General features: G+C 68.5%; 18 protein-coding genes. 3 read left to right on the top strand and 15 right to left on the bottom strand.

What is annotated here, in order from left to right; translation table 11 throughout:
- Positions 1-445: 445 nt before the first annotated feature.
- The 15 genes from holA to KV110_RS09785 form a co-directional block, all read right to left on the bottom strand.
- Entirely contained in the window at positions 446-1,414 is a 969-nt protein-coding gene (holA, locus tag KV110_RS09855) for a DNA polymerase III subunit delta (protein WP_218475309.1), read from the bottom strand.
- Between the two features lie 143 nt (positions 1,415-1,557).
- Positions 1,558-1,872, bottom strand: a complete 315-nt coding sequence (locus KV110_RS09850) for a type II toxin-antitoxin system PemK/MazF family toxin (protein WP_218475307.1) — start codon at positions 1,870-1,872, stop codon at positions 1,558-1,560.
- Positions 1,869-2,132, bottom strand: coding sequence for a hypothetical protein (locus tag KV110_RS09845; protein WP_218475306.1), 264 nt, complete (start codon positions 2,130-2,132; stop codon positions 1,869-1,871). The genes KV110_RS09850 and KV110_RS09845 overlap by 4 nt, the downstream gene beginning before the upstream one ends.
- Before the next feature lie 64 nt (positions 2,133-2,196).
- Entirely contained in the window at positions 2,197-4,722 is a 2,526-nt protein-coding gene (locus KV110_RS09840; RefSeq protein ID WP_218475304.1) for a ComEC/Rec2 family competence protein, read from the bottom strand.
- Positions 4,719-5,675: a ComEA family DNA-binding protein gene (locus KV110_RS09835; RefSeq protein ID WP_423710195.1), complete on the bottom strand. Its 957-nt coding sequence runs from the start codon at positions 5,673-5,675 to the stop codon at positions 4,719-4,721. The genes KV110_RS09840 and KV110_RS09835 overlap by 4 nt, the downstream gene beginning before the upstream one ends.
- A gap of 582 nt (positions 5,676-6,257) precedes the next feature.
- On the bottom strand, positions 6,258-7,100 hold the full coding sequence (locus KV110_RS09830) for a DegV family protein (RefSeq protein WP_218475302.1): 843 nt from the start codon (positions 7,098-7,100) through the stop codon (positions 6,258-6,260).
- A gap of 3 nt (positions 7,101-7,103) precedes the next feature.
- On the bottom strand, positions 7,104-7,832 hold the full coding sequence (octT, locus tag KV110_RS41920; RefSeq protein WP_393539118.1) for a diglucosylglycerate octanoyltransferase: 729 nt from the start codon (positions 7,830-7,832) through the stop codon (positions 7,104-7,106).
- A 478-nt stretch (positions 7,833-8,310) separates the two neighbouring features.
- Positions 8,311-8,970: a histidine phosphatase family protein gene (locus KV110_RS09820; RefSeq protein ID WP_218475301.1), complete on the bottom strand. Its 660-nt coding sequence runs from the start codon at positions 8,968-8,970 to the stop codon at positions 8,311-8,313.
- 64 nt (positions 8,971-9,034) lie between these two features.
- Positions 9,035-9,451, bottom strand: coding sequence for a ribosome silencing factor (rsfS, locus tag KV110_RS09815; protein WP_218475299.1), 417 nt, complete (start codon positions 9,449-9,451; stop codon positions 9,035-9,037).
- Positions 9,452-9,477: 26 nt separating this feature from the next.
- Positions 9,478-10,119, bottom strand: a complete 642-nt coding sequence (gene nadD, locus KV110_RS09810) for a nicotinate-nucleotide adenylyltransferase (protein ID WP_218475297.1) — start codon at positions 10,117-10,119, stop codon at positions 9,478-9,480.
- An 82-nt stretch (positions 10,120-10,201) separates the two neighbouring features.
- Complete coding sequence (locus tag KV110_RS09805) at positions 10,202-12,196, bottom strand: hypothetical protein (protein ID WP_246634437.1); 1,995 nt, start codon at positions 12,194-12,196, stop codon at positions 10,202-10,204.
- Between the two features lie 2 nt (positions 12,197-12,198).
- The gene (locus tag KV110_RS09800) at positions 12,199-14,049 is read right to left on the bottom strand and encodes an HSP90 family protein (RefSeq protein WP_218475293.1); all 1,851 of its coding nucleotides are present in this window, start codon (positions 14,047-14,049) and stop codon (positions 12,199-12,201) included.
- A 61-nt stretch (positions 14,050-14,110) separates the two neighbouring features.
- The gene (locus tag KV110_RS09795; RefSeq protein ID WP_218475291.1) at positions 14,111-15,538 is read right to left on the bottom strand and encodes a vWA domain-containing protein; all 1,428 of its coding nucleotides are present in this window, start codon (positions 15,536-15,538) and stop codon (positions 14,111-14,113) included.
- 4 nt (positions 15,539-15,542) lie between these two features.
- Positions 15,543-16,457, bottom strand: a complete 915-nt coding sequence (locus KV110_RS09790) for an AAA family ATPase (RefSeq protein ID WP_218475289.1) — start codon at positions 16,455-16,457, stop codon at positions 15,543-15,545.
- 24 nt (positions 16,458-16,481) lie between these two features.
- Positions 16,482-17,747: a glutamate-5-semialdehyde dehydrogenase gene (locus KV110_RS09785; protein ID WP_218475287.1), complete on the bottom strand. Its 1,266-nt coding sequence runs from the start codon at positions 17,745-17,747 to the stop codon at positions 16,482-16,484.
- A 79-nt stretch (positions 17,748-17,826) separates the two neighbouring features.
- Between KV110_RS09785 and KV110_RS09780 the strand changes: the two genes are divergently transcribed.
- The 3 genes from KV110_RS09780 (at position 17,827) to KV110_RS09770 (ending at position 21,329) form a co-directional block, all read left to right on the top strand.
- Positions 17,827-18,705, top strand: coding sequence for a ribokinase (locus KV110_RS09780; protein ID WP_218475285.1), 879 nt, complete (start codon positions 17,827-17,829; stop codon positions 18,703-18,705).
- 157 nt (positions 18,706-18,862) lie between these two features.
- Positions 18,863-20,233, top strand: coding sequence for a type I glutamate--ammonia ligase (locus tag KV110_RS09775; protein WP_218475283.1), 1,371 nt, complete (start codon positions 18,863-18,865; stop codon positions 20,231-20,233).
- 1 nt (position 20,234) lies between these two features.
- A complete protein-coding gene (locus KV110_RS09770) occupies positions 20,235-21,329 on the top strand; it encodes an amidohydrolase family protein (RefSeq protein WP_218475282.1) in 1,095 nt (364 codons plus the stop codon).
- Positions 21,330-21,398 lie beyond the last annotated feature (69 nt).

Raw genomic sequence — 21,398 nt, 5'->3', positions numbered from 1 at the left:
GTGGCGATGGAGTCCACATTTATGTGCTACAGCACACGTCCGGACAACCATTGACCGGCTGAACGCCAGCCGGTTCGGTGTACTCCCCCACCCAGCTGTCCGGCGAGCACCGGGATCGGCGACCCCCATCAGCACTCCACTACACCAGACACACCTACGTACGAACCATGATCAACGGGACACAGCGGCGGCAGCGCCCGAGTGAACCCTCCACCATGTCTCGTTGATCATGGCCAGGGCCGTGGACGTGCCCTCTGTCGTAGCTGCGCACTAAGGCAGACCGCCCACACCGACGAGCGAACCGTGATCAGTGGGACATGGACGCGGCAGCGCACGAGTAGACCTTCCACCACGTCCCGTTGATCATGGCCATGGCGGTAGGCGTGCGACCTGTTATGGGCGGATCTTCAGCGGGACCCCTTCGAGCCGAGGCAGGCAGCGGAGCTCAGCTCATGGAGTGCAGGTCCAGGATTTGGGTGAGGGCGTGTTCCAGGGCGTAGTTGGGGTCGGCGGCGCCGCCTTTGACGTCGGCGTTCAGTGCCGCGACGACCTGGAGGGCGGAGCCGATGGTGGCGGGGGTCCAGTTGCGGGCTTGAGCTTGGGCCTTTTTGACTTTCCAGGGCGGCATGCCGAGTTGCTGGGCGAGTTTGAAGGGGTCGCCGCGGCCTGCGGAGCCGACGCGGGCGATTGTGTGCACGGAGTCGGCGAGGGCGTCGGCGAGCAGCACGTGTGGGACGCCGCGGTCGTTCGCCCAGCGCAACGCTTCCATCGCACCGGGGCGGTCGCCTGCGACGGCGAGTTCGGCCACGTCGAACCCGGAGACCTCGGCCTTGCCGGAGTAGTAGCGGTGGACGGCCGCGACGTCGATCTTTCCGCCCGTGTCGGAGGCCAACTGCGAGCAGGCCGCGGCGAGTTCACGCAGGTCGGATCCGACGGACTCCAGCATCGCCTGCACGACATCGCCCGCGACCCGCACCCCGGCCGCACGGAACTCGCCGCGCACGAACTCCACTCGCGCGGCCGCCTTGGTCAACTTGGCGCAGTCGTGCACGACAGCACCGGCCTTCTGCAGCGCGGGTACCAATGCTTTGGCTCGTCCGCCGCCCGAATGCAGCACCACCAGCACCACGCCTTCCGGCGGGTCGCCCGCGGCGGCAGTGATCACCGCGACCGCGTCCTTGCCCGCCTCGGCCGCGGACTCCAGGATGATCACCCGGTCCTCGGCGAACAGCGACGGACTCAGCAGCTCGGCCAGTTCGGCGGTACTCGCGTCCCCTGCTCGCATCCGATCCACCGGCACCGCATCGGCATCCGGCGCCAGCGCACGCACCTGCGCGGTAACCTCCGCCACCGCCCGCTCGACCAACAGCTCTTCATCCCCCAGCACCAGGTGCAGCGCGGGCCGCTCGGTCACGACGCCACCTCGCCGACGCTCGCCCGCGCCACGCGCGAAGGCACGCGGTGTCGATGGTCCACTCGCTGACGCTCGCTCCGCTCGGTCACGGCAGCGATCCTACGGTCCCCCACCGACAGACCCGCGCCGCAGGTTCCGCGTGTTCACCGAGCACCGCGCAGAACCCGGCAACTCGCGTCGACGATGCGCCGGGTCAGCTCCGGGTCGAGTCGGTCGAAGCGTTCGCCCACATGTGTTCGTGGCAGCCACAGCGGTCGGTCGGATAGCGCCACGCCGAACGGCGTTTCCACGGCCGTTCCGAAAGACGTTGCCCGGTAACGGGTTCCGGTTTCAATTTCGACAACTACCACGGTCGGGCCTGCGGCCTCGTTGTATTCGTCACTGGAGATGACCAAATACAGCTCGCGTTCGCCGGTCAACGGAGAGGGGTCGGCGATAAAGACGTCGCCTTGTCTCATGCCGACCCGCCGGAGGGCCGGTCCGCTATCCAGGCGGACAGGCCGTCGCGGACCGCGCGCGACTTCCGGACGAGTCGCTCGGCATCTCCCGCCTCGGCCTCGTTAACCATGCGGGCATGCTCGTCGAACTCCCGACGGAGCAGCTTCTCCTCGATCGCCTTGGCAGCGAAGGTAGTCAGGGTGACGCCGTCGCTCTCGGCCGCCAACTTGGCCGCTTCCACCAGATCCGCACGTAGCCGCATATTCACAGGCTTTGTCACGCCTTCACTCTACTCGGGCCTGCACAGATTGTGTGACAGGTTGTTTTACGGAACGTATACGCCCTCACCGGGAGGTAACTACACGTAACGACCCCCCATCAGCTAGGACCAGCACGTCGCCGCGTTGGTCGGTGCGTGTCACCGTGGCGCCGAGAGCGGACAACTCCGTGAGCACTCCGGCATTCGGGTGACCGAAGGTGTTCTCGCTGCCGACGCTGATGACGGTGAGGCGGGGGCGGACGGCTGCGAGGAATTCTTTTGTCGTGGTTCGTGATCCATGGTGTGGGAGCTTCAGAATGTCTGCGTGCAGCGAGATTCCGGCCTGTAGCAGTGCGCGTTGTGCGGGTGCCTCGATGTCGCCGGTGAGGAGGATGCGACCGGCGGTCGTGGTTGCCGCCAGGACGACCGAGCGATCGTTGGCTTCGTCTGCTTCGGCACCGGGGGTGGGCCGCCCTGCACTCGCCTCAGGTGCGAGCACCTGCAAATCGACTGTCCCGAAACGGAATATCTGCCCCGCTGATAGTTCCAGCAGCGGGATTCCAGCCCGGTCGGCAACGTCTACGACCTGGGCTAGACCGTCCGCTCGCCCGCCGTGCCGCGTTATCTCCCGCTGCCGCTCACTCGACGGGTCGGCCCCGGCCACCGAAACGTCGCCGGTTGTCGGCGCTACCCCAGCGAGCTCATGCAAGCCGACCGCCAAGGCGGCTACCGAACGACCGTCCAGCGCACCGCTGATACCACCGATGTGGTCCGCATGGGGATGGGTCAGCACCAGCAACTCGATGCGTGAGATATGCAAGCGGTCCAGGCAGTTTCGGATCAAGCGTGGGTCCGGACCGACATCGATCACCACCGCCGTGCCGTCACCGACCGAGATGGCAAGTCCGTCCCCTTGCCCGACATCGCAAGCGGCCAGTACCCAGCCCGCCTGCGGCCAGCCGGGCTGCCAGATCCGCACCGGGATCAGCACCACCGCCACGCCGAAGGCCACAGCCAGGATCACCCGGCGTATTGCGGCGAAGCGCAATGCGACGACACCCACGATGACAACCACGAAAGCGATCAGCCCACCGAGCATTCCATCGGGCACGCCGACGGAAGCGCCGGGCACACCGGCCGACTGCTCGGCGACGAACAGCAACCACCACAACGGCGGTGCGGCACAACGCACAACGCATTCGGCCAGTGGCAACCAGATAACGGCGAGGATCGCACCGGTCGCGCCGATCACGGTGATCGGCGCAATAACCGGCGCCACAAGAACATTCGCGAGAATAGCCACCAAGCTGAGCTGCCCGGTCAATGCGACCATCAGCGGCGTGGTGACAACGAAGGCACCCGCCGCCACCGCGAACAACTCGGCTGGCAGGCGCCACCACCCCCGGGCCCGCAGCCAGTCCGCCCAACTCGGGGCCAGCAGGATCAATCCGGCGGTCGCGAATACCGACAGTGCGAAACCCGCGGACACCGCAAGCGCGGGCCACACGGCGAGCAGACCGATGACCGCGGCACAGAGTGCGGGCAAGGCCTGCTTCCGCCGCCCGGTCACCAAAGCCAACAAGGTGATCGCGCCCATGGCCCCGGCCCGCAGCACACTGGGATCAGGCCGTGCGACAACCACGAACATCACCAACGCCGCTCCCGCGACTAGCGCCCCGGCGCGCGGACCAAGGGTCAGCACCCGCACCGAGAACAGCACGACCGTCAGCAGGATAGTGAAATTGGCACCGCTGACCACGCAAAGGTGTGCCAGCCCCGCGATTTCGAACTCCTCGCGGAGATGATCCGGCAGCGCGGAGGTGTCCCCGACGACCAGCGCGGGTAGCACCCCAGCCGGTTCCATCGGCAGCGCTCGCGATGTCGCGTCGGCGAAATCGGTACGCACCGACCGAGCTACCCGCTGCCACCACGGCAAAGCTCCGACCAACTCGGGCGATCCCTGTGCCCGCAGTGTCGCCACCGTGAGATCACGGTGCCGCGGTGGAGCCACCCTTGCCTGGAATTCCACCGCCTGGCCGGGCGACAGCCCGGCCCATCCGTCTCCGGACGCCAGAATCACCACCGCGCCACCAGCCCGCACCGCCGACTCACCCAACCGATACTCGTGCAGGCTCGCCCGAACAACCCACTGCCGACCACCGAATGAGTTGCCGCGCACAGGCTTCGGATCCCCGCTCGGCGTCACCACTACCCGCAGCGAAAGCCCCGCCGCCGCCCGCATCGGATGCGTCGCCGCCCGATACTCCCGCCAAGCCGCCGCCACCGCGAACCCGGCGGCAAGCAGCACCGCCGCCAGCGCCACCACTGCCACTGCCCGCCACCGCTCACCCCGATGTGCCATCGCCCACAGCAGCAACACCCACAACCCGATTGCCAACACGACCAGCGCCACCGCAAGCCACAACCCGGCCACCCACCCCGCCGTCAGCGCCACAATCGTTGCCCCCCAACAACACAACGCGGCAGGTAGCAGCCGAGCATCGAGCACCTGCGGCTCGTCATCCGATCCCGGGGCGGGACTTTCCGCATCGTCGCCGTTCGGCGAACCACTCTGTCTCGGACCACCCGGTCGCGCTCCATCAGCGTTCATACCTTCACCAGCTCGCGCAGGCGGGCCAAGCGGGCGGGACCGATGCCATCTACTTGGCCGAGTTGATCGATGGCGGTGAAACGCCCGTTGGCGGTGCGCCAGGCGATGATGGCCTTGGCTGTCACGGGGCCGACGCCGGGAAGAGCGTCGAGGTCGGATTCGGTCGCGGTGTTGAGGTCGACTCGGCCGGACGGCGATGGTGCACCGGCCGACCCGGACGGCGCGGTGGAGGTACGGCCGCCCGTGTTGATCGTGGTACTGCCGAGCTGCGGTGGTCCAGGGTTCGGACCCGCCGGACCGACCAGCACCTGATCTCCGTCGAACAGTCGCTGCGCCAGGTTGAGGCCAGCGAGGTCGGCGCCGTCCCGGGTACCACCCGCGGCCGCGAGGGCGTCGGCGACGCGCGATCCGGCTGGCAGCCGCACCAGACCGGTGTGATGCACCAACCCGACCACGCTGACCACCAATTCGTCGGCACCCGGTGCCGCGCCCGACTCGGCGGGCTGCGGTGCCGCACCGGGCAATGCGGCCGCACTCGCCGGAGTGGTGGAATTCGACCGTGCCACAGCCGGAGTCGTAGTGCTGGTCCGCACCGCGGGCAATGGCGGCACCGGTTGCGCGACAGGCCGCTCACGGAACACAACGACAGCCGCAACCACCATCGCCACCACCCCGATCACCAGCAGGGTGCCGACACCGCGCCGCCCAGGATCGAACCGAATACCTCGAAACCGCTCCGGCACCAGCCGATCCCGCCACCCGGAACCAGCCACGGGTTCCTCCAGCCACTTGGGCGCACGCACCTCCCCCACCTCGTCATCCCCGTCGTCACCACCACTGCCCGCCTCGGACGGCACCTCCGCAAAATCCCAGCGCCCGCTACGACCGGCGCCCACCGGTCTCGTACCGACCTCACCCCGTCGCTGACCGGCACTGCCCGCCTCGGACGGCACCTCCGCAAGATCCCAGCGCCCGCTCCGGCCAGCGCCCACCGGTCTCGTACCGACCTCACCCCGTCGCTGACCGGCACTGCCCGCCTCGGACGGCACCTCCGCAAGATCCCAGCGCCCGCTCCGGCCAGCGGGCATCAGTTTCGTACCGACCTCACCCCACCCCTGACCGGCCACCCCTGCTCCAGCCGTCCGCCCGCTCGACAAATCCCGCGAGCGACCCCCAAGGGGATGCGCGGCTTCGGCCGCACCCGCGATCCCAGTCCTACTGGCACTGACGCGGGTGGTCAGCGCGCCCAGCCGCCGCCGGATCCGTTCGCGTTCGTCCTGTCGTGACATGAGGCGACCGTATTCCGGCCCGAAGCCGAAAGGTCTTGCCCGACCAGGCGATTCAGCCGTCCTGTTGACAACTACGGGGATGTGGACAACTCGCCGAAGCCGCACACCTGTCAGCGCGCGGCGCACGCCGAGGTGCCCCAGCCACCCGCCCACAACCGGACCCAACCAATGCGGCGAACGAGACCTGACGGAGCCCTCTACTCGCGTTTCGACACGGCTATGTCCCGCTCGGCGAAACAGCCAGGGCTAGGTGCAGCCGCCGGGGAGTACCAGGACGCCTACGGCCCCGATGCCGAGGTGGATGCCAAGCGCGGGACCGAATTCGGCGACGATGAGTTCGCGGATGCCGGGGACCAGGTCACGCAGTTGGGCGGCGACGGTATTGGCGGCGTCTTCGGCGCCGAGGTGCTGGACAGCGACGGCCGCACCGTCCTCGCCTGCCGCATCCACCGCTGCCGCAACGAGTTTCGCGAAGGCTTTGGAGCGTGTCCGAACCTTCTCGCGGAGTTCGAGGCGCCCTTCGACGATCTGTAGCAGCGGCTTGGTGACCAGTTCACTGCCGAAGAAGGCGGCAGCGGAGCTCAGTCGGCCGCCGCGGCGCAGCTGTTCGGTGCGGTTCACCAGGATGAATGTGCGGGCGCGGCTCGACGCGGCGACCGCGGTGTCGTAGACGACATCCAGCGGCGCTCCGTCGTGGGCCCGGCGCGCCGCGGCCAGCACCGGCAGCCCGGTGGCCAGACCCGCGCCGAGCGAATCGACAAGACGTACCCGGTCGGCGGCGTCCATATCGCGGACGGCCTGCCTGCCCGCCTCCCAGGTCCCGGAGAGTTGACGCGAAATATGCACGGCGACAACACCATCGCCACCACTGCGCGCCCAGGCCTGCTCGTATACGGCACGCAGCTCACCCGGCGATGCCGCCGAGGTGGTCACCGTGTCGGAGGCATAGTCGATGTCTACGGCGTCGACACCCTCGCGGATCGCGCGGTCCCCGATCAGCACATGCAGCGGGACGACGGCGATATCGAGCTCGGCGGCGAGTTCGGCAGGGAGGCTGGCGGACGAATCTGTCACGACCACGACGGCCACGGACTACCGAACCTCCTGCAGGGTCTTCACCATCGCGTTGGCCACGGCCGTGTGCCCCGCCCAACCCCAGTGGATACCGTCCGGATTCGCCTCACCGGAGAAGATGTTGTCGCGCACCGCTTCGCCGAGATCGACCAGCGGCACCGAGGTGCGCGCCGACCACGCCCGCAACGCTTTGACGGCACGCGCACGCCCGGAGTGCACTCGCCCGTAGGCGGCACAGTTGTGCACGGACGGCAGCACCGCGACCACCGGCAGCTCGGGCCGCAACTGCGCCAACGCTTCTCGCGACTGCTCCAGGTAGTCCACGCTCACCTTCGGTGGCAGCGCGACGGGGCGACCGAGTTTCGACAGTTTCGGCTGCAACCAGGTGTAGGTGGCGCGGACGCTGCGGCGCAGCGCGGGCGGGCGCACGTATCGAATCAGTTCACGCAGCGCGGTCGGCAGCGGCGACGGCAAGGTGTCCATGCCGCCGACGGCGAACACCACGGCACCGGCGCGCGGCACCGCCGCCCATACCCGCGGATCACCGATCAACGCCCAGTACGCGTCCCGGCAGGTCCAGCCGATCCGCCCGACTATCTCGACGTCCCAATCCAGCTCGGCGCCGACCAGGTTCGGCCAAATTTGCGGGTGATCGGCGGGGAGCCCACCCTTTGGCCCGAAGTACGACAGCGAATCCGCGATGACCAGCAGCACCGGTCGCCCGGTGGCCGACGCGCCCTGCGCCACCTCAGCCGACTCGTCCCGCGCCACTTCAGCCGACTCGCCCTGCGCTACCGCAGCCGACGCACTCGAACCGGCGGCCACAGCAGCCGACGCGTCCGCCGATACCGAAGAGCCGCCAGCGACGCCGACAGCGGCAGCCAATTCACCAGCGCCGGACTCGGCGGGTACTCCCGCGGGCGCGGCGGACTCGTCAGCAGCACCGACCGAATCGGCAGTCCGCCCTGACTCAGAACCGCCCGCAACAACCGAGGCCCCGCTCGACTCTGCGACCACAACCGACCGCTCAGGAGGTGGGTCTACCGAACTGGCCGGAGCGGAACCTTCGGGCTCAGCCGACTCTCCCTCCTCGGCCCCCGACTCAGCAGCTTCGGGCTCCACCGGCGGCACCGGAGGCGGACCGAACAACGCGTCCGGGATCGAGCGTTCCGGTTTCGCCGAGGCCTTCCGGAACAGTTCGTCCGGCACCTGCCGAATCGGATCTTCAGAGGACATCCGAGGCCACCTTCGCCGATGCGTTCCACACGTCAAGGCGCCAACCGGGCTGGTCGATGCTCGGACCGTGACTGCTCAGCTGCACCCAGCTGGTATTGGCCAGTCCGCCGAGGACGGGCCAATTCGCTGGCGGCAGATCGAGCAGCGCGGCCGTGAGGCCGGCGATCAGCCCGCCGTGCGCCACCAGGATGATAGTCCGGCCCGGCCAGTCCTGCCGCTCGACAAGCAATTCCTGGACAACCGGCAGCGCTCGCGCGCCGACCTCGAGTTTGCTCTCTCCATTGGGCGGCCGATAGGTGGCGTCGAGCCGCCAGGCCTGGCGCGCGCCGGGGAAGTCGGCGTCCACCTCGAGGTGCGTCAGCCCCTCCCAGTCGCCGAGATCGGTTTCCCGCAGTCGTGGGTCGGGCACCACGTCGAGTGACGTGTGATCGGCGAGCGCGGTCGCGGTCTCGAAGGCCCGGCGCAGGTCGGAGGAGACGATGGCGATCGCATTGCGCGAAACCAGTTCGCGCGCGGCCTCTTTCGCCTGACGGCGACCGAGCTCGGTGAGATCGGTATCGATCTGGCCCTGCATCCGGTCGGCGGCATTCCATTCGGTCTGCCCGTGGCGCAACAGGATCAGTGTGCGCACGCCGGCGTACTTACTCACGGTCGCGCCTTTCTGACGCTCGACTCTGCCGCTAACAAGACTGCCGTACCGATGACTCGTTCATTCACTCGGCGTCGCTCTCCGCATCACCGTTCACCGCCGCGGCCCGCGCTTCCGGCGCACCGATGCCGTCCACCGGCACCACCGGGCAGTCCTTCCACAACCGTTCCAGCGCATAGAAGTTGCGCTCGTCGTTGTGCTGCACGTGCACCACGACATCGACGTAGTCGAGCAGCGCCCAGCGTCCCTCGCGGGTGCCCTCGCGCCGGACCGGCTTGTGCCCGGCCTCGCGGAGCTTGTCCTCGATGTTGTCGACGATGGCGTTCACCTGACGCTCGTTCGGCGCGGACGCGATGACGAAGCAGTCGGTGATCACCAGCTGCTCGGACACGTCGAGCACCACCACGTCGGAGGCCAACTTCTCATCCGCCGCCCGCGCAGCGACCTGCGCGATCTCAACCGACTCCACGGACGCACTCATGCCTGCCCCCCGCTACGCTCGCTCACTCAGCTACCTTCCGCTCCTGCGGGCACATAGAGGTGCCGCTTCGATATGTACTGCACCACGCCATCGGGGACGAGGTACCACACCGGCCGGTTCTCGGCGGCGCGGCGACGGCATTCGCTCGACGAGATCGCCAGTGCCGGGATTTCGACCATGGTCACCGCATCGGCTGGAAGATCGCGCAGATGCTCCTCGAGATGATCGGTATTCAGCTCGTACCCCGGACGGCTCACCCCGACAAACCTCGCCAGTTCGAACAGTTCGGCCCAATCCTGCCATGTCAGGATGTTGGCCAGCGCATCCGCTCCGGTGATGAAGTACAGCTCGGCGTCCGGATGCTTGCTGCGCATCTCGCGCAGCGTGTCGACGGTGTAGGTGACCTTTTCCCGGTCGATGTCGGCGCGACTGACCGAGAAACTGGGGTTCGAGGCGGTCGCGATCACGGTCATCAAGTAGCGGTCCTCGGCCGGACTGACCTGTTTATCCGACTTCTGCCAGGGCTGACCGGTGGGGACGAAGATCACTTCGTCGAGCTCGAACCGATTGGCGACCTCGCTGGCGGCGACCAGGTGACCGTGGTGGATGGGGTCGAAGGTGCCGCCCATCACGCCCAGTTTGCGGCCGCGCCGACCTGTCTCTTGCATGAGTGCCGAGCTTAATCGGTCGGCTCCGGGCAACCCTGGGCGGCAAGCCGGGGCGCGGTCAACTGCTGGCGACCGCAGGCAGCTACTCGCCCGCCACCCGGTCCCCGTCCGCCGCGTCCAGCATTTCCCGCAGCTCGCGGCGGGTCTGTGCGAGTTCGGCGGCCACCGCCGCGGTCGACGAGTCGCCATCGATCCCTGCCAACTCGGCGATCAATGCCTGCATCGCGCTCAACCACGGCCGATCCGGCCCGGCGGACCCCCACACCTGCAACCACGCCGCCGACCGCAGGCAGCGCGCCCGCGACACGACCTGTCCGAGGTCGCCGAACAATGCGGCGGCCCGCTGATAGGCGGCCCCCGCCGCTTCGTCCTGATCGCAGTATTCCAGCGCGGTGGCGGCCGCCAAGGCGAGTCCGGCGTGCTGCTCGCGGCGGTCGGGGTCACGCTCGACGAGCCGGGCGGCTTCGGCGAATTGCCGGGCGGCCTCGTGGTAGCGGTGCAGTGCGTTCAACGATTCACCGAATTGCGCACGAACCGTTGCTATTTCGGCGGGTGGGTAGGGCAGCCCGTCGGCCGCCAAGGCCTCCTCGAACAGGGCGACGGCCTCGCCGTGGCGCCGACCGCGATGGCAGGCGCGCGCGGCAATCACGGTGTGGTGCAGCAGATCCGGTTCGGACAGCGCCTCCCAGCGAGCGGCGGCGCGGATCGCCGCGTCCGCCAGGTCCAGCTCGCGATTCGGTTGCCCGGCGATCGCGATGCACAGTTGTGAGCTGAGCCGTGCCAAATGTTCCGCGGGCAGTACCGCGCCACCGATCGCCAACGCTTCCCGCAGGCGGGCTTCCGCGACTTCCGGGGCATCGGCCAGCTGAGCGGCACCGAATTCCGCCAGCCGCAACACCTCGGCCAGCCGGTCATCCTCGGAGCTCACAACTTCCGGAGATGGTTCGGAATCGAGCGCAACGGCTGCCGAGGTGCGCACGACCCTCGGCAGTCTGCTACGCAAGCCGAGCGGAAGCCGTTCCACCAGTGGTTGTCCCGCCAGCCGCGCGGCCACCCGGCTACTGACCGCGCCATTCCGGTTACGAAGGTCGTACCGCGCGCACAGCCCCGCGATCTCCGTATCGAGTTCCACCAGTACCGAATCCACGGTCCCGTCCGCGACCCGTACATACCCCAGTCCAAGCGTGACCAGCCTGCGCAACAGCACACAAACCCCGGTGATGAACGCGAGACGCGCACCGACGTCCGCGCCGGGATCACCGACCCAACGACTGTGCTCGGCCAGAATCTCCAGTCCCCGCCCTTCGTTCCCGGTCAGCGCACAGAACTCGATATGCGCCGCCACCGACGGCCGCAAGCTCTCGCTGTGCCGAACCAGCGGATACCCCGTCAAGTGCGCGCCGCGCGCCGCCGCGACGCGGCCCGTGCGCAGCAGTGGCAGCAGTGCCTGAGCCAGCACGCGATGCGGCTCTTCGGCGCAGCCGAGCTCACCATCGATCACCGGCTGCCAGTGCGCGAGCGCGCCCACGTCATCCCCCGAAGCCGCACTGCCGCTACCCCATTCATTGCGCTCGCAGGCCTCGCAGTCGGACATGCTGTCGCGCGGTGCCGCCATCGCCTGCTCGTGCCACCGGGCGGTACCTTCGCGGTCGCCCAGCTGCCTGGCCAGTTGGGCGCGCAGCGCGAACACCGGCCGCAGGCTGTAACCGCGCTGGCCATAGCGATTTTCGAGCTCGTCGAACCAGCGGTAGACGGTCGGCAGCGGTACCGCGGGATCGTCGATGAGCCCCCAGGTCATCCACTTGAGGTACCAATGCACCGAATAGGTCAGTGGCCCCAACTCGACCGGGTGCTCGTCATAGATCCGCAGCAGCCTGGCGTAGGCGACCGGCGCCAGGTCACGTTCGCTCGCGTAGGCATAGGATTCGGCCAGCTCCAGCAGCACGCGACCTTCGAGGTGCCGGTCCGGTCCCGACTTCGCGGCCGCCGCAAGGATTTCCAGTCGTTCGACGCGTACTCGTCCTTGCGGCAGCGTATAGACCTGTGCCAGTGCCTCGTTGATCTCGACGGTGTCCATCTTCACTCCGTCTCGTCGGCGGTGCCCGCGGCACGTTGCGTTGCCCAGCTGAGGAATTCACCGAAGGCGCGATTGAGCAGCGCCGTGTCGGCGGGCCGCAGCGGCCGGTGCGTCATCAGCAGGGCCTGCCCGTACAGCGATTCCACCGCCGTCTTCAGGAAGGCCGGATCGCCGATGCGGGCCAGCCTGCGGACTACCGGACTGTGGTGGTTCAGCACGAGCTTGGCACGCGGCGCGGCGGCGTCGAGCGCACCGAGGATCTCGCTCCACAGCTCGTCCGCGCCGAGCGCGGTCTCCGCTCTGGTCCGTTCGTTGCGCGCACTCCGTCCGTCCAAGTACAACGCGGGCACCGAAACCGGGTGAAACGCTCGCACGATCACGTCGCAGGACAGTGGGTCGAGCGCCGCGCGGGCAATGGTCAACACCGGTGTCAGCGCCAGTTCGTCGGCCGGGTCGACCAGATCCAGCGCAGCCGTGATGGCGTCGGTGTCGAGGTCGATCACCTCGACACCTGGCAGCAACCGCGGCAGCGCCACCACCAGTTCCCGGTCGTAGGCGTAGCCACCGTTGACGATCCCGATGCCCTGCGCCGCCGCGGTCGACGCCACTTGACGGAACTCCTCCACCGTCGCCGTCACCCGGATGACCGGGTGGTTGCGGGCGAACTCGGTCAGCGGAACTCGGCCGTCGCTCGTCTCGAAGGTCAAGTGCGGCAGCATGATCCGGAACAGTTCGGCCGAGTGCCGGGCCATCGCCTTGACACCGAGTGCGTGCACCGACAGGAACGCGGCCAGCCGCTGCGGCTGCTCGGCCGCGATCTCGGTGAGCCAGTCGCGCACCCGGTCGCCGAGTACCTCCCGAATAATGGCCAGCCGGTCGTCCTCGTACAGTCCCTCGCGGGATGCGGTGGGGCGCAATGAGTCGGTATCGATCACGCACCGCACGAAGAACGCCCAGTCCGGCAGCAGTCCGCGCACCGCGTCGCCGAGCAGCATGCCCTTCAGATACACCCGGTGCGCGCTGCTCTCCGCCGGATTGCCCGGCTGCGCGAGCACATACGCGACGCCGCTCACCCCGGCCAGTTCCGCGTCCAGATCGATGACGTCGAGGGGCGCGAAGCCGAGTGTGCGCTCGCCGAATTCGAGCAGGGCAGCCCGCCGTTCCGCGGCGGAGGAATAGTCGCGATGCCACACGGCCGGGCCATCGGTGACCGGCACGATGACGCCATCGGACTCGACGGTCACCGCATAGGGCAGCAAGGAGCCGTATTCGCGGGCGAGTTCGATGACGCGGCGCGGCGCGAACCACGACTCCGCACCCGCCCGCGGCGTCAACTGCACCGTGGTACCGGGCTCGGGGTACTCCGCTGGTTCCAGCAACCGCACCGAGTAGGTGCCATCCGCGGCGGCCAGCCATTCGACCGGCGCGGCAGCCGGATCGTCGGCGGAGTGGGTGACCACGCGGATCGTCTCGGCCACGGTGAAGCAGGCCAGCAGCCCGATGCCGAACTGCCCGAGAAACTCTCGCCGCGCGCCCTCGATGTCGTCACGTTTCGACGATCGCCCGATCGTCGCCAGGAACCGATGCACATCCGCCTCGGTCAGACCCACCCCCGGGTCGGTGATCCGTAACCCGGTCGCATCGACGGCGATCCGAATCGCGGTAGGCGCCAACCGGTCTCGCCCAGCACGTGCCGTGACGGCGTCCACCGCGTTCTGCAGCAACTCACGCAGATACACCCGAGGACTGGAATACAGGTGGTGGGACAGCAAATCGACGATCCCGCGCAGATCCACCTGGAACGTATAGCTGTCCTGCACCGCCGCCACACCATTGGGCGCTCTCTCCACCATGGTGGGCATCCTCGCGGCAAGGCCCAATGGTTCTCTTAACGAACGCTGATGACGCCGATCCTCACACCGGAAGCAGGCGCGACACCACGGCCGTCAGCTGACTGGCCGAGCGGCATTCGTGCATCTCGATCACCTGCCGGTACTTGTCGGCGGCGGAATCGCCCGAACCCCAATTGGTTCGCATCTCCGGATTGAGCCAGTGCGCGTGCTTGGCGGTACGCACCAGCGATCGCAGCGTCTCCAGTTCGGGGTCACGGTAATTGGTGCGCGCGTCGCCGAGAATCAGCAGTGAGCTGCGGGCGGTGACGGCATCTGGAAAGTCTCTGGCGAATCCGGCCAGCGCGTTGCCGTAATCGGAGTGCCCGTCCATGCCGACAACGCGTGCCTCGGTGAAGATCCGGGCCATCGCCTTGTCCAACTGCGTGCGCGGATCGAAGAACTGGGTCACCTCATCGGTCTGGTCGACGAACGCGAAAATCCGCACCCGCGAGAACTGTTCGCGCAGCGCGTTGACCAGCAGCAGGGTGAAGTTGCTGAAGCCTGCCACCGAGCCGGACACGTCGCACAGCAGGACGAGCTCCGGGCGCCCGGGCCGAGGCTTGCGGTTCACCAGGTCGATGGGCACGCCACCGGTCGACATCGACTTGCGCAGCGTCTTCCGCAAATCGATCTCGCCACGCCGGGAATGTCTGCGCCGCACGGCAAGCCGCGAGGCCAGGATGCGCGCCAACTGCTGGGTGCTGCGCCGCATCGCGGCCAGCTCGGACTCGGAGGCGCGCAGGAAGTCGATGTCTTCGGATTGGCGCGGTACGCCATAGCTGGCGACGCGTTCGCGTCCGATCCGCTCGGCCACCCGCCGCCGCGTTTCCGCTTCCACGGAGGCCCGGAACTGATCGATGCGCCCGCGCGCGGTCCGCCGGGCGACCTCGGTGTCGAATGCGCTGACATCCGGCCCGGCCGCGAGCCCGGCCAGGATCTTGGCCAGCAACGTCTGCGGCTGAACATCTTTCAACGCCTGATAGGCCGAGAACGACGGCCCACTCGCCGACTGATACTGGCCGAGTTGCTCGACCAGCTGGGCAGCCAATGCCTCCAAACGCGCGTCGGAGGCTTCCTCGGTCAACAGTTCCGCGAGCAATTCCCGCAGCGCCGCGATGTCCACTTCGCCCGTAGGTGTCCTGGGAATCTCCACTTCGTCACGTCCGGCGGTGCGCTCCCCTACCGTGATCGGGAACCACAGATCGAACAGTCCGTCGAACGTCGCGCGATGCGTGGTCCGGCGCAGCAGCGCACACGCCAGGCCCTCGCGCAGCACCTCGCGGTCCAGCAGGTCGAGCACGGTCACCACCCGGCCCGCGTCCACGGTTTCCGACGGACCCACCGGAATGCCGCGCTCACGCAGCGCTTCGACGAACCCGACGAGATGCCCGGGCAGCCCGTGCGGCGCGGTCAGTTCCACGCCGGGCGCGGGCAGCGATCGCGCGGCCATCGGCTCAGGCCAGCTTCAGCTCGGCCAGTGCGCGCTGGTGATCGCTCTGATGCTTGAGCACGACGCCGAGCGTGGCGCGCACCGCGCTGTCGTCCAGGTCGTGCATGCCGAGCGCGAGCAGCGTGCGACCCCAGTCGATCGACTCGGCCACCGAGGGCAGCTTCTTCAGCTGCATGCCGCGCAGCACGTGCACGATCCGCACCAGCTGGGCGGCGACGGCGGCGGACAGCTCCGGCACCCGGCTGGCCAGGATGCGCCGCTCCAACTCCTCGTCCGGGAAGTCCAGGTGCAGGTAGAGGCAGCGGCGCTTGAGCGCCTCGGATAGCTCGCGGGTGGCGTTGGAGGTCAGCACGACGAACGGCTTGCGACTCGCGGTGATGGTACCCAGCTCCGGGACGGTCACCGCGAAATCGCTGAGCACCTCGAGCAGCAGACCCTCGATTTCGACGTCGGCCTTGTCGGTCTCGTCGATCAGCAGCACCGTCGGATCGCTGCGCCGGATCGCGGTGAGCAGCGGCCGCGACAGCAGAAATTCCTCGGTGAAGACGTCGGCCTTGGTTTCTTCCCAGGCGTTCTCACTGGACGCCTGGATCCGCAGGATCTGCTTGGCGTGGTTCCACTCGTACAAAGCGCGAGCCTCGTCGACACCCTCGTAGCACTGCAGACGGACCAGTTCGGCGCCGGAGGTCTGCGCGACCGCGCGCGCCAGCTCGGTCTTGCCGACGCCGGCCGGACCCTCGACGAGCAGTGGCTTGCCGAGCCGGTCGGCGAGGAACACCGAGGTGGCAGTGGCCTTGTCGGCGAGATAGCCCGTGCCGGCCAGCTGATCGATCACATCGTCGACCGACGCGAAGATCGGCTCCTGGGGCGCCTCGGGAATGGGGGCCACGTGCAGTCCTTCCTCGGAATCGAGTGGCATGCGCGCCGCTCGCTCCCTATATGCCTATACGGGCCGAATCTGGCCGTCGCCCCACACGATCCACTTGGTGGAGGTCAGTTCCGGTAGCGCCATGGGGCCGCGGGCGTGCAGCTTCTGGGTGGAGATGCCGATCTCGGCACCAAACCCGAACTGCTCGCCGTCGGTGAACGCGGTAGAAGCATTCACCATGACCGCCGCGGCGTCGACCCGGCTGGTGAATTCGCGGGCGGCGGCCAGTTCGGCGGTGACGATGGCCTCGGTGTGCCCGGTGCCCCAGGTGTTGATGTGCTCGATGGCCGCGTCCAGGCCGTCGACCACCTTGAGCGCGATATCGAGGGTGAGATACTCCTCGCCCCAGTCCTTGCTGTTCGCGGGCACCAGGCCGGGCAGGTCGCCGTGCACGGTGACGCCGTGGCGTTCCAGCGCCTCGATCAGCCGGGGCACCGCGGTGGTGGCGATCGCGTCATCGATGAGCACCGTCTCGGCGGCATTGCAGACGCTGGGGCGGCGGGTCTTGGCATTGAGCAGGATCTGCTCGGCCATGTCCAGGTCGGCGGCGGCGTGCACGTAGACGTGGCAGTTGCCGGTACCGGTCTCGATGGTCGGCACGGTGGCGTCGCGGACGACGGCGCTGATCAGACCGGCGCCACCGCGCGGGATGACCACGTCGACCAGTCCGCGAGCCTGGATCAGGTGGGTGACGCTGGAGCGGTCCGCGCTCGGCAGCAGCTGCACGGCGTCGGCCGGGATGTCCTGCGCGACAAGCGATTCCCGCAGCACCGCGACCAACGCCGCATTCGAGTGCGCGGCCGAGGATGAACCGCGCAGCAGGGCCGCGTTGCCGGATTTGAGCGCCAACCCGAAGGCGTCCACGGTGACGTTCGGCCGGGCCTCGTAGACCATGCCGACCACCCCGAGCGGCACCCGGACCTGGCGGATTTCCAGGCCGTTCGGCAGCGTCGAGCCGCGCACCACGTCACCGACCGGATCGGGCAGCGCGGCCACCTGACGCAGGCCGGAGGCGATGCCGTCGATGCGCGCCTTGGTCAGCCGGAGCCGATCCAACAGCGACTCCTCGGTACCCGCGGCCTGCGCCTCGGCGAGATCCTCGGCGTTGGCCTCGAGCACCGTGTCCGCCGCGGCGAGGAGCGCGTCGGCGGCGGCGTGCAGTGCGGCGTTCTTCCGCGCGGTGGTCAGCTGGGCCAGCACCCGCGACGCGACGCGAGCCTTGCGCGCGGCATCGTGCACCACCTCGCGGACATCGGGCCCGGTCGTCGTTCCTACCGTCATGGGTACAGCCTACTGATCCGGTCCAGGGCAAAAACCACCGCTGTGGGACACCGCAGCGCCTCTACTAGCCTCTGACGGCATGGCCGAAAAGACGGACACGCCCTCGATCGCTGTGCTCGGCAGTATCAACATGGATCTGGTGACCATCACCGAGCGACGCCCGGTGCCCGGCGAGACGGTGCTCGGCACGGGCTTCGCGACGGTGCCCGGCGGCAAGGGGTCGAATCAGGCGATCGCCGCGCAGCGGGCCGGTGGCGCCGTGCAGTTCCTCGGCGCGGTCGGCGACGACGTGTTCGCCGCCGAACTACGGCGCGCGCTGACCGATTCGGCGGTCGGCGTCGAGCGACTGCGGACCGTCGACGGGCCGAGCGGCGTGGCCGCGATCGTGGTGGACAGCGGCGGTGAGAACAGCATCATCGTGGTCGGTGGTGCGAACGCCCGGCTGACCGAGCTCACCGAGGAAGACCTCGACGTGATCGCCGCCGCCGATCTGCTGTTGTGCCAGTTGGAGATTCCGATCGACACGGTAACGGCGGCCGCGCGGCACGCCCGCGCGAACGGCACCACGGTGCTGCTCAATCCGTCCCCGGCCCAACAGCTGCCCGCCGAACTGTGGGCGAATGTCGATGTGGCGGTGGTGAATTCGGGCGAGGCCGAACAGCTCGGCGCCGCCCTCGATCCGGTCGCCCATGTGGTCGTGACGCGCGGCGCGGACGGCGCCGCCTACCGAGGCCCGGACGGTGCGCAACTGTCCCAGCCGAGCCCCAGGGTCGACGTCGTCGACACCACCGGCGCGGGCGACAGCTTCACCGGTGCACTGGCCGCCGCCTGGCATCGCGGCCCGGAATGGGCGTTGACCTGGGCAGGCACCGCAGGCGCACTGGCTACCACCAAGCTCGGCGCAAGCACTTCGATTCCCACCAGCGAAGAAATCAGCGCCGCACTCGCGGCACAGTAGCGGCGCCGACCCTGATCAACGGCACATGACGGCGGCATTCGCTGAGTAGACCAGCACGTGCCGTTGATCATGGCGTCACCGTGAACTCGGTGGCGCGCAGTGGGTTCGGGGGCGAGTCGACTTCAGGGGGCAACCTGGCGGGCTATCGTTGGTGCTCATGGCAACCATGCCGGAGCGCATACCGTCCGATGACGACAATTCGGCACTGATCGGCAGGCTGGATGCCGACATTGTCGCGTTGACGTTCGTCGACAACGCCGGGATCACCCGGGTGAAGACGGTGCCGATGCGGCGGCTCGCGCAGGCGGCGCGGCACGGGATCGGGGTGTCGCCGTGCTTCGAGACGTTCGGCTTCGACGATGTGATGGCGGTCGGAAAGTACCTCGGCGGACCCGACGGCGACCTGCGGCTGGTTCCTGACCTCTCGATGCTGACCGAACTCGCCTGTCAGCCGGGTTGGGCGTGGGCGCCCACCGACAAATACACCCAGGACGGCACCCGTTTCGCCGCCTGCCAGCGCGGATTCGCGGCCCGCCAGGCCGAGAGCGCGCGGCGAGCGGGGCTTCGACTGTCCATGGCATTCGAGACCGAATGGTCTGTTGGCCGGGACGACTCCGCCGACTTCACCCCGGCCGCCTATGGCCCCGCCTACGGCATGGTGCGACTCGGGCAGGTCGCCGACTACGCCAGGGAACTGATCGCCGTGCTGGACCGGCAGGGAATCCTCGTCGACCAGTTCCATCCGGAATACGCGCCAGGCCAGCTGGAACTGTCCGTCCAACCGTCCGATCCGGTCGGCGCCGCCGACGACGCGATACTGGTGCGGCACACCATCCGCCAGGTCAGCCTGCAGTACGGCTGGCGTGCGCTGCTTGCCCCCTGTCTCGAGCCCGGCGGCACCGGATCCGGTGCGCACCTGCACTTTTCCGCCCAAGACGACGAAGGTCCGCTGTTCGCCACCGGCGACGGCCCCTACGGCATGCGCCGGACCGGCGAGGCATTCCTGGCCGGCGTGCTGCGCGAACTGCCCGCACTGGTCGCCGTGGGTGCCGGCAATCCGGCGAGCTTCCTGCGGTTGGTCCCGTCCCGCTGGGCGGGCATCTGGCAATGCTGGGGCCGGGAAACCCGGGAGGCGGCATTGCGTTTCGTCACCGGCGTGCGCGGCACCGAAGAGTGGGCCGCCAATGCCGAGGTCAAATGCTTCGATGCGACCGGCAACCCCTATCTCATCGTGGGTTCGGTCATCGCCGCCGGGTTGGCCGGTGTCGCCGAGGAACTGCGGCTGCCCGCCGAAATCAGCGGCGACCCGGTCACCTTCGATGCCGAACAGCTGCTCATCTCTGGCGTGCGCAGGCTGCCGACCGGCCCCGCCGAGGCGGCCGACCGGCTGGCGGATTCCGCGATCTTGGCCGAGGCCATGGGGCCCGAACTGCACGACGCGCTGCTCACCGTGCGCCGCGCGGAGGCCACACGCTACTCGGACACCAGCCCGGAAGAGCTTGTCGCACTGACTCGTTGGCGGTTCTGACGTGCTGACCGAAGGCCTCACCCTCACCGATCACCATTGCCACGGTGTCGTCCCCCGCGATCTGGACCGGGCCGGGTTCGAGCGACTGCTCAGCGAGGGACCCACCGGCAGCTTCGATTCCACCATCGGCCTCGCCGTCCGGCGATGGTGCGCACCGGCACTCGATCTGCCGCCGCATGTCGGCCCGGACGCGTACCTGACCCACCGCGCCGAACTCGGCTGGCGCGAAGTCGCCGTCCGGCTGCTGCGCGCCACCGGTACCACCAGCTGGTTCCTCGACACCGGGTTCGGCGGTGGGACAGCGGATTTCGGTTCGCTGACCGACGGCGAGGTGCGCGAGGTCGTGCGGCTCGAACACGTCGCCGAACAGGTGATCGCCGAAGTGGGCGCGGGCAAGACGGTATTCGATCAGATCGAGGCCAGGCTGCGCGAGCGGGCCCGAACCGCCGTCGGGCTCAAGACCATCGTCGGCTACCGGTGCGGCCTGGACTTCCCGCTACGTGATCGACCGCCGCGCGCGGTGATTCCCGAGCGCCGCCTCACCGATCCGGACCTCCTGGGCTGGCTAGTGGGTCTCGGGGCCCGCATCGGCGCCGAATTCGGCCTGCCCCTGCAATTCCACACCGGCTTCGGCGACACCGATCTGCGGCTGCATCGCGCGGATCCCTTGCTGCTCACCGACTTTCTCCGGAAAACCGCGGACACCGGTCTCCTGGTGATGCTGCTGCACTGCTGGCCGTTCCATCGCAATGCCGCCTACCTGGCGCACGCCTTCGGGCATGTCCGAATGGATGTCGGACTCACCGTTCCCTATGTGGGACATCGCGCCCAAGCCGTGCTGGCCGAAGCGCTCGAGCTCGCGCCCTTCCGCTCGCTGTGTTACTCGTCGGACGGCTACGGCCTGCCGGAGCTGCACTTCCTCGGCGCCCTCTGGTGGCGGCGCGGGCTCGGCCGACTGCTCGACGAATGGATCGCCGATGACCTGATCACCACCGCCGACGCCGAACGCCTGGCCGCGGGTATCGCCCACATCAATGCCGAGGACGCTTATGGGCGGGCGAAGTCCATCAGCAGACCGCGCACGGCCGGAGCGTAGGCGGAGGTTCACCTACCCCAACACCACTGCCCGGTAACTCCGGTAGAACTACTCGTCCACGCCACGTAT

The organism is Nocardia iowensis, from assembly GCF_019222765.1.
GTDB lineage: Bacteria > Actinomycetota > Actinomycetes > Mycobacteriales > Mycobacteriaceae > Nocardia > Nocardia iowensis.
This window is presented reverse-complemented; position numbering and strand designations above follow the sequence as displayed.

Bases quoted from the DNA above. Each gene is read 5' to 3' on its own strand.
- rsfS (WP_218475299.1), bottom strand. From the start codon at position 9,451: ATGAGTGCGTCCGTGGAGTCGGTTGAGATCGCGCAGGTCGCTGCGCGG.
- nadD (WP_218475297.1), bottom strand. From the start codon at position 10,119: ATGCAAGAGACAGGTCGGCGCGGCCGCAAACTGGGCGTGATGGGCGGC.
- KV110_RS09775 (WP_218475283.1), top strand. From the start codon at position 18,863: ATGGCAACCATGCCGGAGCGCATACCGTCCGATGACGACAATTCGGCA.
- KV110_RS09785 (WP_218475287.1), bottom strand. From the start codon at position 17,747: ATGACGGTAGGAACGACGACCGGGCCCGATGTCCGCGAGGTGGTGCAC.
- KV110_RS09795 (WP_218475291.1), bottom strand. From the start codon at position 15,538: ATGGCCGCGCGATCGCTGCCCGCGCCCGGCGTGGAACTGACCGCGCCG.
- KV110_RS09800 (WP_218475293.1), bottom strand. From the start codon at position 14,049: ATGGTGGAGAGAGCGCCCAATGGTGTGGCGGCGGTGCAGGACAGCTAT.
- KV110_RS09790 (WP_218475289.1), bottom strand. From the start codon at position 16,457: ATGCCACTCGATTCCGAGGAAGGACTGCACGTGGCCCCCATTCCCGAG.
- KV110_RS09850 (WP_218475307.1), bottom strand. From the start codon at position 1,872: ATGAGACAAGGCGACGTCTTTATCGCCGACCCCTCTCCGTTGACCGGC.
- KV110_RS09805 (WP_246634437.1), bottom strand. From the start codon at position 12,196: ATGGACACCGTCGAGATCAACGAGGCACTGGCACAGGTCTATACGCTG.
- KV110_RS09840 (WP_218475304.1), bottom strand. From the start codon at position 4,722: ATGAACGCTGATGGAGCGCGACCGGGTGGTCCGAGACAGAGTGGTTCG.
- KV110_RS09780 (WP_218475285.1), top strand. From the start codon at position 17,827: ATGGCCGAAAAGACGGACACGCCCTCGATCGCTGTGCTCGGCAGTATC.